General features: G+C 34.9%; 16 protein-coding genes and 2 pseudogenes. 15 read left to right on the plus strand and 3 right to left on the minus strand.

All coding sequences use genetic code 11. The features are described from left to right. Window position 1 precedes the first annotated feature (1 nt). Together mobC and CWD90_RS03470 are read right to left on the minus strand one after the other, a co-directional pair. Window positions 2-229, minus strand: coding sequence for a plasmid mobilization relaxosome protein MobC (mobC, locus tag CWD90_RS23380; RefSeq protein ID WP_103474526.1), 228 nt, complete (start codon window positions 227-229; stop codon window positions 2-4). Window positions 230-1,102: 873 nt separating this feature from the next. Beyond that, complete coding sequence (locus tag CWD90_RS03470; protein ID WP_103474527.1) at window positions 1,103-1,834, minus strand: transposase; 732 nt, start codon at window positions 1,832-1,834, stop codon at window positions 1,103-1,105. 279 nt (window positions 1,835-2,113) lie between these two features. Between CWD90_RS03470 and CWD90_RS23385 the strand changes: the two genes are divergently transcribed. Continuing rightward, window positions 2,114-2,272 carry a hypothetical protein gene (locus tag CWD90_RS23385; RefSeq protein WP_239986446.1) on the plus strand — a complete coding sequence of 53 codons (159 nt, stop codon included), beginning with the start codon at window positions 2,114-2,116 and terminating at the stop codon, window positions 2,270-2,272. A gap of 23 nt (window positions 2,273-2,295) precedes the next feature. On the opposite strand, the pseudogene CWD90_RS23390 reads toward CWD90_RS23385, so the two are convergent. Beyond that, window positions 2,296-2,436 (minus strand): annotated as a pseudogene (locus CWD90_RS23390) (transposase); the annotation flags it as partial. A gap of 395 nt (window positions 2,437-2,831) precedes the next feature. Between CWD90_RS23390 and CWD90_RS03480 the strand changes: the two are divergent. The 14 genes and pseudogenes from CWD90_RS03480 (at window position 2,832) to CWD90_RS03550 (ending at window position 13,236) form a co-directional block, all read left to right on the plus strand. After that, window positions 2,832-3,392, plus strand: coding sequence for a TetR/AcrR family transcriptional regulator (locus CWD90_RS03480; protein WP_103474529.1), 561 nt, complete (start codon window positions 2,832-2,834; stop codon window positions 3,390-3,392). 146 nt (window positions 3,393-3,538) lie between these two features. Next, window positions 3,539-3,949, plus strand: coding sequence for a nuclear transport factor 2 family protein (locus tag CWD90_RS03485; RefSeq protein ID WP_103474530.1), 411 nt, complete (start codon window positions 3,539-3,541; stop codon window positions 3,947-3,949). Between the two features lie 308 nt (window positions 3,950-4,257). Continuing rightward, window positions 4,258-4,812, plus strand: coding sequence for a carboxymuconolactone decarboxylase family protein (locus tag CWD90_RS03490; RefSeq protein WP_103474531.1), 555 nt, complete (start codon window positions 4,258-4,260; stop codon window positions 4,810-4,812). A gap of 25 nt (window positions 4,813-4,837) precedes the next feature. Further along, window positions 4,838-5,572, plus strand: coding sequence for an isochorismatase family protein (locus CWD90_RS03495; protein ID WP_103474532.1), 735 nt, complete (start codon window positions 4,838-4,840; stop codon window positions 5,570-5,572). 25 nt (window positions 5,573-5,597) lie between these two features. After that, window positions 5,598-6,584 (plus strand): alpha/beta fold hydrolase, encoded by a 987-nt coding sequence (locus CWD90_RS03500; protein ID WP_103474533.1) that lies wholly within the window; start codon window positions 5,598-5,600, stop codon window positions 6,582-6,584. 369 nt (window positions 6,585-6,953) lie between these two features. Continuing rightward, window positions 6,954-7,388 carry a hypothetical protein gene (locus CWD90_RS03505; RefSeq protein WP_103474534.1) on the plus strand — a complete coding sequence of 145 codons (435 nt, stop codon included), beginning with the start codon at window positions 6,954-6,956 and terminating at the stop codon, window positions 7,386-7,388. Window positions 7,389-7,412: 24 nt separating this feature from the next. Then, a complete protein-coding gene (locus CWD90_RS03510; RefSeq protein WP_103474535.1) occupies window positions 7,413-7,856 on the plus strand; it encodes a nucleoside deaminase in 444 nt (147 codons plus the stop codon). A gap of 109 nt (window positions 7,857-7,965) precedes the next feature. Next, window positions 7,966-8,421 (plus strand): hypothetical protein, encoded by a 456-nt coding sequence (locus CWD90_RS03515; protein ID WP_103474536.1) that lies wholly within the window; start codon window positions 7,966-7,968, stop codon window positions 8,419-8,421. Window positions 8,422-8,462: 41 nt separating this feature from the next. Continuing rightward, window positions 8,463-9,080 carry a pyridoxamine 5'-phosphate oxidase family protein gene (locus CWD90_RS03520; RefSeq protein ID WP_103474537.1) on the plus strand — a complete coding sequence of 206 codons (618 nt, stop codon included), beginning with the start codon at window positions 8,463-8,465 and terminating at the stop codon, window positions 9,078-9,080. Window positions 9,081-9,092: 12 nt separating this feature from the next. Beyond that, entirely contained in the window at window positions 9,093-10,088 is a 996-nt protein-coding gene (gap, locus tag CWD90_RS03525; RefSeq protein WP_103474538.1) for a type I glyceraldehyde-3-phosphate dehydrogenase, read from the plus strand. Window positions 10,089-10,385: 297 nt separating this feature from the next. Further along, on the plus strand, window positions 10,386-10,721 hold the full coding sequence (locus CWD90_RS03535) for a tetratricopeptide repeat protein (RefSeq protein ID WP_103474539.1): 336 nt from the start codon (window positions 10,386-10,388) through the stop codon (window positions 10,719-10,721). Between the two features lie 43 nt (window positions 10,722-10,764). Continuing rightward, on the plus strand, window positions 10,765-11,574 hold the full coding sequence (locus CWD90_RS23395) for a nuclear transport factor 2 family protein (RefSeq protein WP_239986444.1): 810 nt from the start codon (window positions 10,765-10,767) through the stop codon (window positions 11,572-11,574). A gap of 174 nt (window positions 11,575-11,748) precedes the next feature. Next, window positions 11,749-12,464 (plus strand): annotated as a pseudogene (bshB1, locus tag CWD90_RS23690) (bacillithiol biosynthesis deacetylase BshB1). 25 nt (window positions 12,465-12,489) lie between these two features. After that, entirely contained in the window at window positions 12,490-13,236 is a 747-nt protein-coding gene (locus tag CWD90_RS03550; protein WP_103474540.1) for an SDR family NAD(P)-dependent oxidoreductase, read from the plus strand.

Consider the following 13,236-nt stretch of genomic DNA (forward strand, 5'->3'; position numbering starts at 1 on the left):
TTTAATCTTTGGTGTTGATCGTTTCTATCAGTTCGAGCATCAGTTCGCTGGCCATTTGCATCTCCCTTTCTAGGTTGGCGTTCGGGCTTCTCATGTTTTTGTAGTTGGCCACCTTCACCAGTCGGTTGATGTTGGTGCCTATTCTGTTCAATTGGTAACTGAGGTTCGACCTACCAACTGGGAACCGCTTCTTTTTATTTGTTTCTCTGTTCAGGATAAGTTTTCTCAAAAATGGTCCGACCGTTCCTCTTTTCCGAAAATCAAGATTATAGGACTACAGGATAGTCTTTACCTTTTCCAGTTCGGTACCATTGAACCGAAGCGTTATGGTATGTTCCCGCTTCCTGTCCCCCAAACGTTTTCTTCCCCCTTTATTGATTGCCATTTTTAAGCTTATTATTCATTTCTTACCTGCGTCAAGCAGGGTTTTCACTTCGTTAGAAGTAGGCATTTTGCGTTGCGCAAAACATAACTTGCTATCCGTTTCACGGATAAATATAGGTAATCAATTTTTAATATAACTATCTAATAATCAGATATTTAACTTGTATAATCATACAAGACCAAATAAGATTATTTGGAACCAATCGAGGAAATTATCTGGTCCAATATGCTGTTGAAAAAATAGAAAAGAGGCATGAAAATGTTTAAGTTTTTTGTGGGTAGGGAGAGAAAAGTTCAAGCGGTTTTTTTACCGCTTGTTCTTTTGTGCGGCACCGAGGTTGTCGTTTAAAACTGGAACGGAAAGACTTCACAAACATACCGGCGAAGCGTGTCCGCATGGGGAGGATTGTAGTGGAAGGTTTGTGCGACTTCCGCAGGGGCTTGGGAAATTAAAAAGTCGAAGAAGAATCATTCAAATTAACATCAGAAAAGTCATAGTACATTCTGACCTAAACTCTTAACAAAAGGTGCATTCTGTAAAGAGTACTAATTGGTTTTTTAGAAAGTATATTTAAATGCAGGTTTAAATACATTCTAGTTTTAAGAATATAGTCCCATAAAACGTTCGTAACTGTTACAGGAGTGGTTTACGCGCAAGAAATCGACTTAAGCAGACTGCTTAAGGAGCCTTTAGAAGAACTGGTTTTGATTGGATTTGCTAACAAAAAATGGTCAGGTAGCTTTGGTAGGCATCTATATTCGTCCTGAAAATGCCAAGGGAGGGTTTCCTTGCTCCTTTCTTAAGGTACTTTTTCAGGTTGAAGGCAATTGCCGCCATGAGCATGACCTTATGTGCACCGGCCTTGCCCAGTTCGCCTATTTTTCTTAGACCGTAGAACTGGGTCAAACTACCGAATACGGGCTCCACTGTACTTTGACTTGGTTTTTTCATTTGTTTGCCCCTTTTACTATGTTGTCGGCCGTAAGCCCTTAAATATTGTTCGTCATAAACCGTTCTGGTGATTTTTTTGCATGATGTATTTGCTTCACATTGAGATTTCATGGGGCAGACCTTGCAAGCCTTCGATGATGCCCGGTAGCTTTTCAGTACGGTACCATCCCGGTTTGTATGGAATCCTTTGAAAGGTAAGGGCCTGTTCATCGGGCAACTATATTCGTCCTTTTCCTTATCATAGGGAAAACCTTCTATCTTAGGTTTGTATTTCCCGAAAACGGGTATCCATCCAGTAACCTTCCTTTGTTCGAGAAAATCGTAGTTGGCACCATTGGAATAACCTGCGTCCGCCAGGAGATCCGTCATTATGAGCTCGTTCTTCCTTAAACGGTTCTGGACCCGCAGGCTGATATCGGTCAGGTACTGGCTGTCCCTGTCGTCGGCAAACTCCGCCTGGATATGCGAGATGACCCCTTCCGCGGTATCCACCTCCATACTTTAATGGTAGTTTAGCTTTCTGGCCTTGCCCGGCTTTACCGATATTCGGGCATCCGGATCATTGGGGTTAAAGTGCATCTTGTTGCCAGGCAGGCGTGCTTTTTTTGTGGGATGCCCCGGCAGGGGCGTACCGGACTGTCCCTTAAGTTTCGCTGGTGTTTCTCTACGCGCTTCAGCTCGTGCGCAGGAGCGGAGATAAATGCGGGGGGTACAGTTCCCTCATGTTTTTCGATAGTTTCCCGATTTTCTTCCGACACTTTTTTCAAGTGGTCGCCTATGGAGGTGGCCGGCACTTTTACCACTACGCTTTCCATGGACGCATTTGCTTTTATCGGGGCCGAATCCACCGCCTGGGTATGGCCTGATACCATTCCGCTGTCGACACACAGGGCAAATACCTTGTTGAACAATGTCCCGAACAGGGATGTTGGGTAAAGTTGCCCCGTCCTGCAGATTGTTGAATGCCATGGCAGATCCTCGTCTATGTCATAACCCAGAAAGTAGGGCACGTCCATTCGCATGAAGCAATGTTCCACCAGTTTTCGGTCGGAGGTGATGTTCTCAAGGTATCCCGTAATCAGTAACTTAAAAAAGACCACGGGGTCGATAGAGGGGTTGCCCGTCTTACCATAAAGTTCCTTCGTTTCCTTATAAAGAAAACTTAGGTCAAGCGTTTCGCGGAGTCTTCTGTAAAGGTTTTCCTTTGGAATCCGGTCCGATAACCGGAAGCTGAGGAAGAGTTTTTCGGTATAATTCTTCCTGCCTTGCAGGTCTTTAATTTACGGATTTCCGCACATTTATAGAGGCAAAAATTGATGTTTATCGGAGTTCTGCAACAGCCACGTTCGTTTTGTGAATCCCTTCTAGAATAACATATTAAAATGTAACCCATATACACTCCTTAACTCAAAATTTAAATTTCTATAAAAGTTAAAATAAAGTTAAATATAAACAGACTTGTCTGTTTATTAAAAATGTACCCTATATTTGTCCTATGAGAAAGTTAGGTGTAAAAGAACGTATCATTGAGACAGCTTCAGATTTGTTCTATAATCAAGGTTATAACCAGACAGGTATAAACCAGATTATAGACGAGGCAGGCGTAGCCAAAGCTAGCATGTATCAGCATTTTAGGTCGAAAGAAGACATTGCTGTAGCATATCTGGTTGGTAGGCACACCATGTGGATGGGTAAATTAAATGATTGTGTTTCTTCACAAAAACCATCAAAAAGTAAAGTAATAGCGTGTTTTGATTATCTTATGGAATGGCTCACAGATAACAATTTTAGAGGGTGTGGGTGGCAGAATATCATAACGGACTTACCAGAAGGACACGACAAGATTAGAAATCAGGCAGTGCTTCACAAAAATGATGTTCGTAAATGGATTCATGATTTACTTAAACAAGTGAGTGAATATAGTGATCAACAGGCCGAGGAACTGGGTGATGAGGTATTGGTTTTAATTGAAGGTGCCATAATCTTATCTCAAATACAAAAGGATGATTGGCCTATTCAAGTTGCAAAAAAGGCCTGTATAAAATTACTCGTCTAATTTCCAAACATTAAAAATATGATAAGAAACCATACTAAAAACTATTAGAGTATCAAATTATAAACAGACTTGTCTGTATGTTTAACAATCAAAAAATAACATTTGTAATCATACGGCATATAGACAAGTATTTTAAACAATAAGTAATGAAAAAAATAGTCCCTCCTTTTACATTGGAAACCGCAGCACAAAAAGTTCAACTAGCAGAAGATGCCTGGAACAGCAAAAACCCGGAAAATGTCTCTATGGGCTATAGTATCGACTCACAGTGGAGAAATAGAGATAAATTCTTTGCCGGTAGACAAGCTATAGTTGACTTCCTATCAGATAAATGGAACAAAGAACTGCACTACAAGCTCAGAAAGCATCTTTGGTCCTTTACCTACAATAGAATATCCGTTCGGTTCGAGTACGAATGGCAGCAAGCCACAACCGGACAATGGTACAGAACCCATGGAAACGAGCATTGGCAATTCGACAATGAAGGACTTATGGAAATAAGAGACATGAGTGCCAATGATATAAACATCAAAGAATCAGAACGTAAATTTAAATAGAAACAAAAACCAAAGTAAAATCTTAAAAGGAAACATTATAAGCATACCGAATTGGTAAATGAAACATAAAGTAAGAGATTAAGATACTATCTCCTCTAAAAAGAAACATATACTGTGGAAGTATTAATTAACTAAAAATTATTTCAACAATAATTACTAAAAAGCAAAAATCATGAAAACATTGAACAGCAATCGAATTTCAAGTCAATCTAGAAGCACAAAAAGTTTCTTTTGGAATAGTAAAAGACGACACAAATAAGAAGGCCTTATTGAATTACAATTAATTAATAATAAAAAAACAAAACAATATGAAAACATTGAAACCTTTAACAATAGAAGAAGCAAACGAAAATTCACAAGCAATTTTTAAGGCAGTTAAAAGTAAGATCGGTATGGTACCAAATCTGTACGCAACTATGGGCGTATCAGATAAATTATTAGGAGGTTTTTTAGCCTTTACCGAAACCCTTAAAAGCGGAGAATTTACTGGCAAGGAATATGAAGCCATTGCTTTGGCCACATCGCAAGCAAATGGCTGTGCATATTGTTTATCAGCTCATACAGCAATTGGAAAAATGAGTGGGTTTACCGAACAAGATACCCTTGATATTAGAGACAAGTCAATCGCAGACTCAAAATTGAATGCTTTGGTAACATTAGCAAGCGAATTGGTCAACTTAAAAGGGCATCCCACAGAAACAACAGTAGACAATTTCTTAGAAGCCGGTTACAATAGAGCTGCATTTGCTGAGTTAATTGCAATTGTTGCACTAACTACTATTACGAACAATATATATCATAATGGTGGCTTTGAAATCGATTTTTCAAAAGCTAAAAATATTGAACAACTGCAATTAGCATAATTAATTAACACTTAAATAAATCAAAATGAAAACACAATTATTCAAATCTGCATTAGTACTGTTAGGAATGGTACTTGCAACAAACAGTGCTTATGCACAATTACCTGATCCGGGATTCACAATTGACGGAACAACAGCCATTGTAATAACTGATCCACAAAATGATTTCTTAAGCCCCGATGGAGTGACATGGGGAGTTGTAGGCGAAAGTGTTACAAAAAATAACACTGTTCAAAACTTAGAGACCATATTCAAATTAGCAGAGGCTAATGGCATTAAAGTATTTATCTCTCCTCATTATTATTACAAACATGACCATTCATGGAAATTTGAAGGCGCCTTGGAAAAACTAATGCACAATATAAACATGTTTGATAGAGGAGATCAGTTGAATAAAGAGGGGTTTGAAGGATCTGGAGCAGACTTTTTAGAACGATATAAGAAATACATAGACAAAGATTTTGTGACTGTTGTAGGACCTCATAAAGTTTATGGTCCAGAACAAAACGATTTAAGCTTGCAACTAAGAAAGCAAAAAATAGACAAAGTGATTTTAGCAGGAATGTCTGGAAACCTTTGTGTTGAATCACATATGAGGGAACTTTTAGAGGATGGATTTGAAGTTGCTGTCGTTGGAGATGCAACTGCCTCAGCTATTATTCCAGGTTATGATGGAAACGCTGCTGCTCAAACTAATTTTCGCTTCATTGCTAGTCATGTTTACACTACTGAAGAATTAGAAAAAGAATTTAAAAATTAATTATTAACTATTAAATTTAAATAAAATGAAAACAACTATTAAATCATTAATTGGAACAGCCTTACTGGGAGTATTGGCTTTAGGATTATATTCCTATAAATCTACTGAACCAACAACTACAGAAAAGCATGTGATGACTATTGAAAGTTCAAAAACATCTTATAAATCTGTAACAGTCAAAGGAGTAAATGTTTTTTATCGTGAAGCTGGTGACGCAAATAAACCAACTATTTTATTATTACATGGTTACCCAACATCGTCTCATATGTTTCGCAATTTAATAACAGACTTGTCTGTTCATTATTATGTATTAGCTCCAGATTATCCTGGATTTGGTAGAAGTGAACAGCCTTTAATGAAAGACTTCGATTATACTTTTGACAATATGTCAGCCATAGTGGAAGGTTTTTTAAAAGAATTAAAAGTTAAAAAATATAGCATTTATTTAATGGATTATGGTGCACCAATTGGGTTTAGAATTGCTGCAAAATATCCTGAAAGAGTACAATCGCTAATTATTCAAAATGGTAATGCATATGAGGAGGGGCTGAAAGACTTCTGGATTCCTATTAAAAAATATTGGAACGATTATACAATTGAAAACGGTAAGCCATTAGAAGGTTTTCACTCACCAGATGGCTTAAAATGGCAATATACACATGGCGTGCAAGACACTATAAAAATAAGTCCAGATAACTGGAATATAGACCTACAGCATTTAACAAGAGAGGAAAATAACGAGATTCAATTAGCTATGTTTTATGATTACAGAACCAACGTACCATTGTATCCAGAATGGCAAGAATATTTTAGAAAGCACCAACCACCAACATTAATTGTTTGGGGTAAGAACGATTACATCTTTCCTGCAGACGGAGCACATCCATATAAGAGAGATTTAAAAAATTTAGAATTTCATTTATTGGATACAGGACACTTTGCTCTTGAAGAAAAAGGAGATGTCATTGCTCACCATATTTTGAATTTCTTAAATAAGAATAATATTAAATAAATAGTGATTGTTAGTTAGTTAACAGCAGTCAGTTCGAGTTTCATTTTTCATAGTGTTATAGATAAAAAGAGTTAACTCTTCTCGAACTGACAATCACTTAAATCATCAATAGTCATGAAATTGAATTATTTGAATTCATAATTTAATCAATTCAATTCAGAACGAACGTTATGAAAAGAATAGGAGTAAACGACTATAAAATCATATTTATCATCAATAAATAAAGAACTATAACAAATTTAACAATTAAAAAAATAAGTGAATTTCACTGCAGCAAACTCGAAATTGCTAATGCAAGTAGAAGAGTGCGTTGGAATTTTAATTCACGAGCAACATCATTATTAAATATTAATATAAAACAACAAAATCATGAAAACAATTAATTGGAAAAAAGCAATTCTTGCTGGGTTTTTAGGAACTATCCTATTTGATTTAGTCGGATTGTTAATTACAGGCAACTGGTGGGATTTACCCGCAATTTTAGGCGCTAAAACTGGTCTTGGATTAGCATATGGAGTCATAGGACATTACAGCAATGGAATATTACTAGCCATATTATTTGCAGGAATAGCACCTTCGATTTGGGGACCAAAATGGGCAAGAGCAATCACATTTGTAGTTGGTGAGACAATAGCACTAGTATGGTTATTTATGTTACCATTATTAGGTGCAGGAGTTGCAGGAGTAGACATGGATCCAATGATGCCTATAATTACTTTACTTCGTCATATAGCATATGCTATCCCTTTAATCTTTTTAATTAACTACGATATTATGCCAACAGTAAAACCTGTTAAAAAATAACATCAATTAATAGCAGTCTATAACATGAGAACACATATACATTACATAAACAAATGCATAGAATTAGGTAATAACGCAATGTTAAATGGTAATCCTCCAGTTGGATCTATACTTGTAAAAGATGATACAATTATAGGTACAGGTATTGAAGCTGGAAAATCAGGAAATGATATTACTAAGCACGCAGAAATTGAAGCCATTAGAGACGCATTGATAGAGAATCAATCATTAGAAAACTCTTTTCTTTATACCACTCATGAACCTTGTATAATGTGTTCTTACGTTATTAGACACCATCAAATAAAAACAATAGTATTTGGAATAAAATCAAAATATGTTGGTGGTGCCAGTTCAGAATTTAAAATCCTTGAAACAGAAAGTGTACCAAGTTGGAAAGAAATACCAGAAATAATTGAAGGTATATTAGAGAATGAATGCTTAGCGCTTTCAAAATTACAATCAAACTAAAAAATAGATTTGAAAGAGACCCAAATGAGAAAATTAACTACACCCAGTTTAATCATAGGATTGAACGGATGTGACCAATCAACTTTGAACAAAGAAAACACAATAAATCATGACACTAAATAAAGCATCTAACTTTTTTAAAAGTTTAATATATGAAACGAATAATAAGTCTGAAATAAAAATTTATAACGACTTCACTCTTATTCTTAGCAACCTTGAAAATAGAGATTTTTCTAAAGAAGAATTAGAAATAATAGAAATGAAACTAAATAGTTTGAATTTAAAATCAAACCCTCAAAACAAAAGAAAATTCTTTAGTAAAACACTCAATGAATTTAAGAGGTTTTTGAATAAAACATTCTCTTTAGTTTCAAAGAATTACTACACCAATTTATACATAACACTAGGAGCTAGTTTTGGTATCATTTCAGGAATTATCATCGGAGAGCGTTTTGAGAAGTCTTTAGGAATTGCCCTAGGAATAGGTGTTGGAATGATAATAGGGTTATTTATTGGTAAATCTAAAGACGCCAAAGCTCTTAACGAAGGCAGAGTGATAAAGTAAAAAAAGTCATTAAAAAAATTAATCAACTAATAAATATAGTCATGGCTAAAAATTTTGCAGAAATAGCATTCACAGATGCGGTAAAAAAATTACAGAAGAAGTATGGTAGTCGTAATAGCTATGAACGCATGGAAAAATTTAGCGTGATTGATGGATTGACTAATAATGAGATGACATTCATTGAAAACCGGGACAGTTTTTATTTGGCCTCCATAGGAGTCAAAGAATTTCCATACGTACAACATCGCGGAGGTCCAAAGGGATTTTTAAAAGTACTAGATACAAAACGCATTGGCTTTATTGATTTTATTGGAAATAGACAATACGTTTCGGTTGGAAACATATCAACCAACAATAATGTTTCACTTATAATGATAGATTATCCTTCAAGAACACGGCTAAAAATATTCGCTAAAGCTGAAGTCGTCGAGCTTAAGGATAAGCCAGAATTATACGAGTTACTAGATTTAGATGATTATAAATTCCGTCCAGAACGTATGATATTGTTTCATATAGAAGCCTATGATTGGAATTGTCCGCAGCATATAACGCCTAGATATACCGTTGATGAGATAAACGAAGCTTTTTTACCTCAACAAGAATATATTACCTCATTAGAAGAAGAAATTAAAGTACTAAAAGGAAAAATCAAATTTTAAAAATCATATAAGATGAAAATAGCAATAAACGGAATGGGCCGTATCGGAAGAGCTGCCCTAAAAGTAATATTAGAGACTCCAGAATTAGAGTTAGTAGCTGTAAACGATATTGTTTCAGCGGAAAACATTGCGTATTTACTAAAATATGATTCGGTCTATGGCATCTATGAAAAAACAGTTTCATTTGATGATAATAGTTTAGTAGTTGATGGCAAAAAAATTAACCATACATCTATGAGGAATCCTGAAGAATTACCTTGGAAAGAGAATAAAATTGATTTGGTTATTGAAAGTACAGGATTATTTACAACCATGGAAAATGCCGAAAAGCATATCCATGCTGGTGCAAAAACTGTTATGATTTCTGCACCAACAAGTAGTATTAATGTACCAACTGTGGTTTATGGTGTTAATTCAGAACAAGGAAATACCAGTATTTTTTCATGTGCAAGTTGTACAACCAACAATATTAGTCCTATCGTAGAAGTTTTAGGACGACGACTTGGGATAAAAAAGGCAATCATGACCACAGTTCACGCTTATACAGCATCTCAAGGTATTGTAGATGGACCTTCAAAAAAGAACTTTAGAATGGGACGTGCTGGAGCGGCTAATATTATACCTACATCAACAGGTGCAGCAATTGCCACGACCAAAGCTTTACCTGAATATGCGGGGAAATTTGACGGCATCGCACTTCGTGTTCCGATTCCTGTGGGATCTATTTCAGATTTAACTTTTGTGACGAAAAGACCAGTTACGGTTCAAGAAGTGAATGGAATCCTTAAAGAAGAAGCACTTACTGCACGTTACGCAGATGTTTTGGACACGACTTCCGAACCTATCGTATCCTCCGATATTGTAAAAAGTCCTTTTGCGTCAACGGTCGACCTAAGTATGACCCGAGTCGTGGATGGAGATTTATTAAAAGTGATGACTTGGTATGATAATGAATGGGGATTTACCAATCAAATGATTAGACAAATTTTAGAAATAAAAAATAATTAGAAATAATGAAACAATTTAATAAAATGGAAAACACAAAAAAATTAATTCAAATTTTAACTCGAATTCAAATCATAAGTAGCATTGTCTGGGCTATTGTACTTATCGTTTGCTATCAAGTATTGGGTGATACAAATAAGCAGATTAGTCTTATACTTATTTGCGGTTTCTTTCTTGAATTTTTGCTTATAAGTTCATCTAAAAAGAATTTGAAAAAGCAAATTGTGAAACCCGAAATATAAATATTATCAGAAAAGAGCAACTCAATTTGAATTCCCAACTGATTTGTCCGACTGGACTATGTTTAGTATAACGAGAAATGCCATAAGAGCAGATGATTTTAAGGTATTTGAAAAATTAATAAATGCATTTAAATCGACAGAATTCATCAGCAGATTAAGGCTAACCAGAGCCTGTTCAATTGCAGAATTTTATTTAAAACACAAAGAATATGATAAAGCAATTAACTTGTTCTTGTTTTTGGCAGAAAAATATCCGAACTCTGGAAGACCTCTGAACGGATTGGGAGACACTTACAAGGAATTGAAAAAAGAAAAAAAGGCTTCTGTATATTATAAAAAAGCCAAAAAGGTATCTGAAAATAATTCTAACAAATTTATTAAAAGACAAGCTTAAGATGTATACAAACCGCTAGCAGTAAGCGAAAAATAATCGAAATATGAAAAAAACATGGATATTACTATTGGCACTTAACTACATCTTAGGATTAGAGTTGAGTGCACAAACAGAGTTTGAGTCAATCAATACAACACTTCAAAACTATATAGAGGGAACGGCAAATGGAGAACCAGAAAGGCTGAAAAGCGCATTTCAATCAGATTTCAATTTGTTTGTTATTAACAGTGATACTTTAAGAATAATTGATGGCAAAGGTTATATAAAAAGAGTAGAAAAGGGGAAAAAGTATAATCGAGTTGGGAAAGTAATCTCTATTGATTATGAAAATGATGCTGCCACAGCAAAGATTGAAGTTTACTTTCCTGAAAGGAATAGAGTGGCTACGGACTATCTACTACTTCTAAAAATTAATGGTAAATGGAAAATAATGCATAAGATTATTAACCTTAAAACACTTGATAAAAATCAGAATAAAAAAAATAATGCTCCAAATGAAATTAATCTAATTAATGAAACCCTCATTAACTACATTGAAGGGACTTCAAATGGCGAACCCAATAGATTAAAAAAAGCTTTTCATAAAGATTTCAATTTATACTACATAAAGAAAGACTCTTTGAGCGCCATAGACGGTGAAAAATACATAAACAACTTCAAACTAGGCAAAAAAAACAACCGCATTGGCAAAGTACTTTCTATTGACTATGAAGGAGATGCTGCCATTGCCAAAATAGAGGTACTAATGCCGGATAGAGATAGAATAGCTATTGATTATATGTTGCTTTTAAAAATTAAAGGAGAATGGAAAATAATCCATAAATCCTTCACATCTAAAAACTATGGTAATTAAAACAGTTTATGCAAGCTATAATCAAATAAAGCCTACTGCTAACAAAGAACTGAGCTAAAAAACAAACCTTTTCTTCGTCAAATTTATACAATATTATTCTAGGCTCAAAATATAAACAGCAGTACACAGAATAAATCAATTATGCTATAAAAATCTAAACAAATTATTCGGAAAATGAACAAATTTAAAGTAGCTATTTTAGCCTTTGGAGCACATCCAGATGATGTAGAATGTGCAGCTTCAGGTGTAATACTAAAACATATAGCCTTAGGAAAAACAGTTGCTATTGTAGATATAACTGCTGGAGAAATGGGCACGTTTGGCACACCAGAAACAAGAGCGAAAGAAGCTAAAGAAGCTTCTGAAATTTAAAAATCAAATATAGAGAACAATTAGGATTAGTTGATGGAGCTATAGAAAACAATGAAAAAAGCAGATTATTAGTCATTCAAGCAATTAGAAAATACCAACCAGGAATAGTATTAGCTAATGGTATTAATGATCGTCATCCAGATCATGCAAATGCGGCTAAACTTGTAGCAGATACTTCATTTATATCGGGACTTAAAAAGAAGGAAACCTTTTTTAACGGAGAAATTCAAGAATCTTGGAGGCCTAAATCGGTTTATCATTACATACAAGATTATTTTATTGACCCAGATTTTGTCATTGATATTTCATCTGAGATGGATAAAAAAATAGAAGCGATTAAAGCCTATGAGTCGCAGTTTGTAAAACCAAAAGAGAATGAACCAAATTCAATATTGGGATTGTTAGATCAAATAAAAAGTACCAATAGTATTTATGGAAGACCAATCAACGCTATATATGCCGAAGGTTTTACTGTGAATAGATATTTGGGAGTGAATAATTTTTTTCAATTGAAATAGAATCAAATAAAAAAATCAAACAAAAATGAAAGAATTCAAAAACAAGATAGCCATAATAATTGGCGGCACAAGTGGTATAGGCTATGTAACCGCTAAAGCCTTATTAGATCAAGATGCAACAGTTCACATTGTAGGCAGAGATATCAATAAAATTGGAGAAGCAAATAATTTATTTAAACACCAAATCGATATTTCTCAAAAAGAGGATGTTGATAAATTTATAGAAAAAATAGAAGACTTACATAACATAGATTACTTAATAAATGCTTCTGGTATCTTTTCGCCAAAACCATTTCTCGAACACACAGTCAAAGATTACGATGCTTATCTGAACTTAAACAGAGGATTCTTCCTTATAACACAAGCTGTCGCAAATAAAATGAAAGAATGTGATGGCGGATCTATTGTAAATATTGGCTCTATGTGGGCAAAACAGGCCATAAAAGCGACACCTTCTTCGGCATATGCTATGCAAAAAGCAGGATTACATGCATTAACGCAACATTTAGCTATGGAGTTAGCAGATTATAATATTAGAGTCAATGCGGTTTCTCCAGCAGTTGTAAATACTCCTGTTTATCATAGCGTTTTTGGAGGTGAGAATGAAGCAGAAGAGGCCCTTGAAGGATTCCATGGGTTTCATCCTATTGGAAGAAACGGAACAGCGCAAGATATAGCAAACACGATAATACACTTACTATCTGACCAAACTTCTTGGGTAACCGGAGTTATTTGGGATGTAGATGGAGGTGTAATGGCAGGTAGAAATTAA

Source organism: Arenibacter catalasegens (assembly GCF_002909235.1).
Taxonomy (GTDB): domain Bacteria; phylum Bacteroidota; class Bacteroidia; order Flavobacteriales; family Flavobacteriaceae; genus Arenibacter; species Arenibacter catalasegens.

What these genes read in the sequence shown, in the direction of transcription:
- CWD90_RS03485 (WP_103474530.1), top strand. Translation starts at nt 3,539, where the DNA reads ATGAAAAAAATAGTCCCTCCTTTTACATTGGAAACCGCAGCACAAAAA.
- CWD90_RS23395 (WP_239986444.1), top strand. Translation starts at nt 10,765, where the DNA reads ATGAAAAAAACATGGATATTACTATTGGCACTTAACTACATCTTAGGA.
- CWD90_RS03505 (WP_103474534.1), top strand. Translation starts at nt 6,954, where the DNA reads ATGAAAACAATTAATTGGAAAAAAGCAATTCTTGCTGGGTTTTTAGGA.
- CWD90_RS03510 (WP_103474535.1), top strand. Translation starts at nt 7,413, where the DNA reads ATGAGAACACATATACATTACATAAACAAATGCATAGAATTAGGTAAT.
- CWD90_RS03535 (WP_103474539.1), top strand. Translation starts at nt 10,386, where the DNA reads ATGTTTAGTATAACGAGAAATGCCATAAGAGCAGATGATTTTAAGGTA.
- CWD90_RS23385 (WP_239986446.1), top strand. Translation starts at nt 2,114, where the DNA reads ATGGAGGTGGCCGGCACTTTTACCACTACGCTTTCCATGGACGCATTT.
- CWD90_RS03550 (WP_103474540.1), top strand. Translation starts at nt 12,490, where the DNA reads ATGAAAGAATTCAAAAACAAGATAGCCATAATAATTGGCGGCACAAGT.
- CWD90_RS03470 (WP_103474527.1), bottom strand. Translation starts at nt 1,834, where the DNA reads ATGGAGGTGGATACCGCGGAAGGGGTCATCTCGCATATCCAGGCGGAG.
- CWD90_RS03480 (WP_103474529.1), top strand. Translation starts at nt 2,832, where the DNA reads ATGAGAAAGTTAGGTGTAAAAGAACGTATCATTGAGACAGCTTCAGAT.
- CWD90_RS03500 (WP_103474533.1), top strand. Translation starts at nt 5,598, where the DNA reads ATGAAAACAACTATTAAATCATTAATTGGAACAGCCTTACTGGGAGTA.
- CWD90_RS03490 (WP_103474531.1), top strand. Translation starts at nt 4,258, where the DNA reads ATGAAAACATTGAAACCTTTAACAATAGAAGAAGCAAACGAAAATTCA.
- gap (WP_103474538.1), top strand. Translation starts at nt 9,093, where the DNA reads ATGAAAATAGCAATAAACGGAATGGGCCGTATCGGAAGAGCTGCCCTA.
- CWD90_RS03515 (WP_103474536.1), top strand. Translation starts at nt 7,966, where the DNA reads ATGACACTAAATAAAGCATCTAACTTTTTTAAAAGTTTAATATATGAA.
- CWD90_RS03520 (WP_103474537.1), top strand. Translation starts at nt 8,463, where the DNA reads ATGGCTAAAAATTTTGCAGAAATAGCATTCACAGATGCGGTAAAAAAA.
- CWD90_RS03495 (WP_103474532.1), top strand. Translation starts at nt 4,838, where the DNA reads ATGAAAACACAATTATTCAAATCTGCATTAGTACTGTTAGGAATGGTA.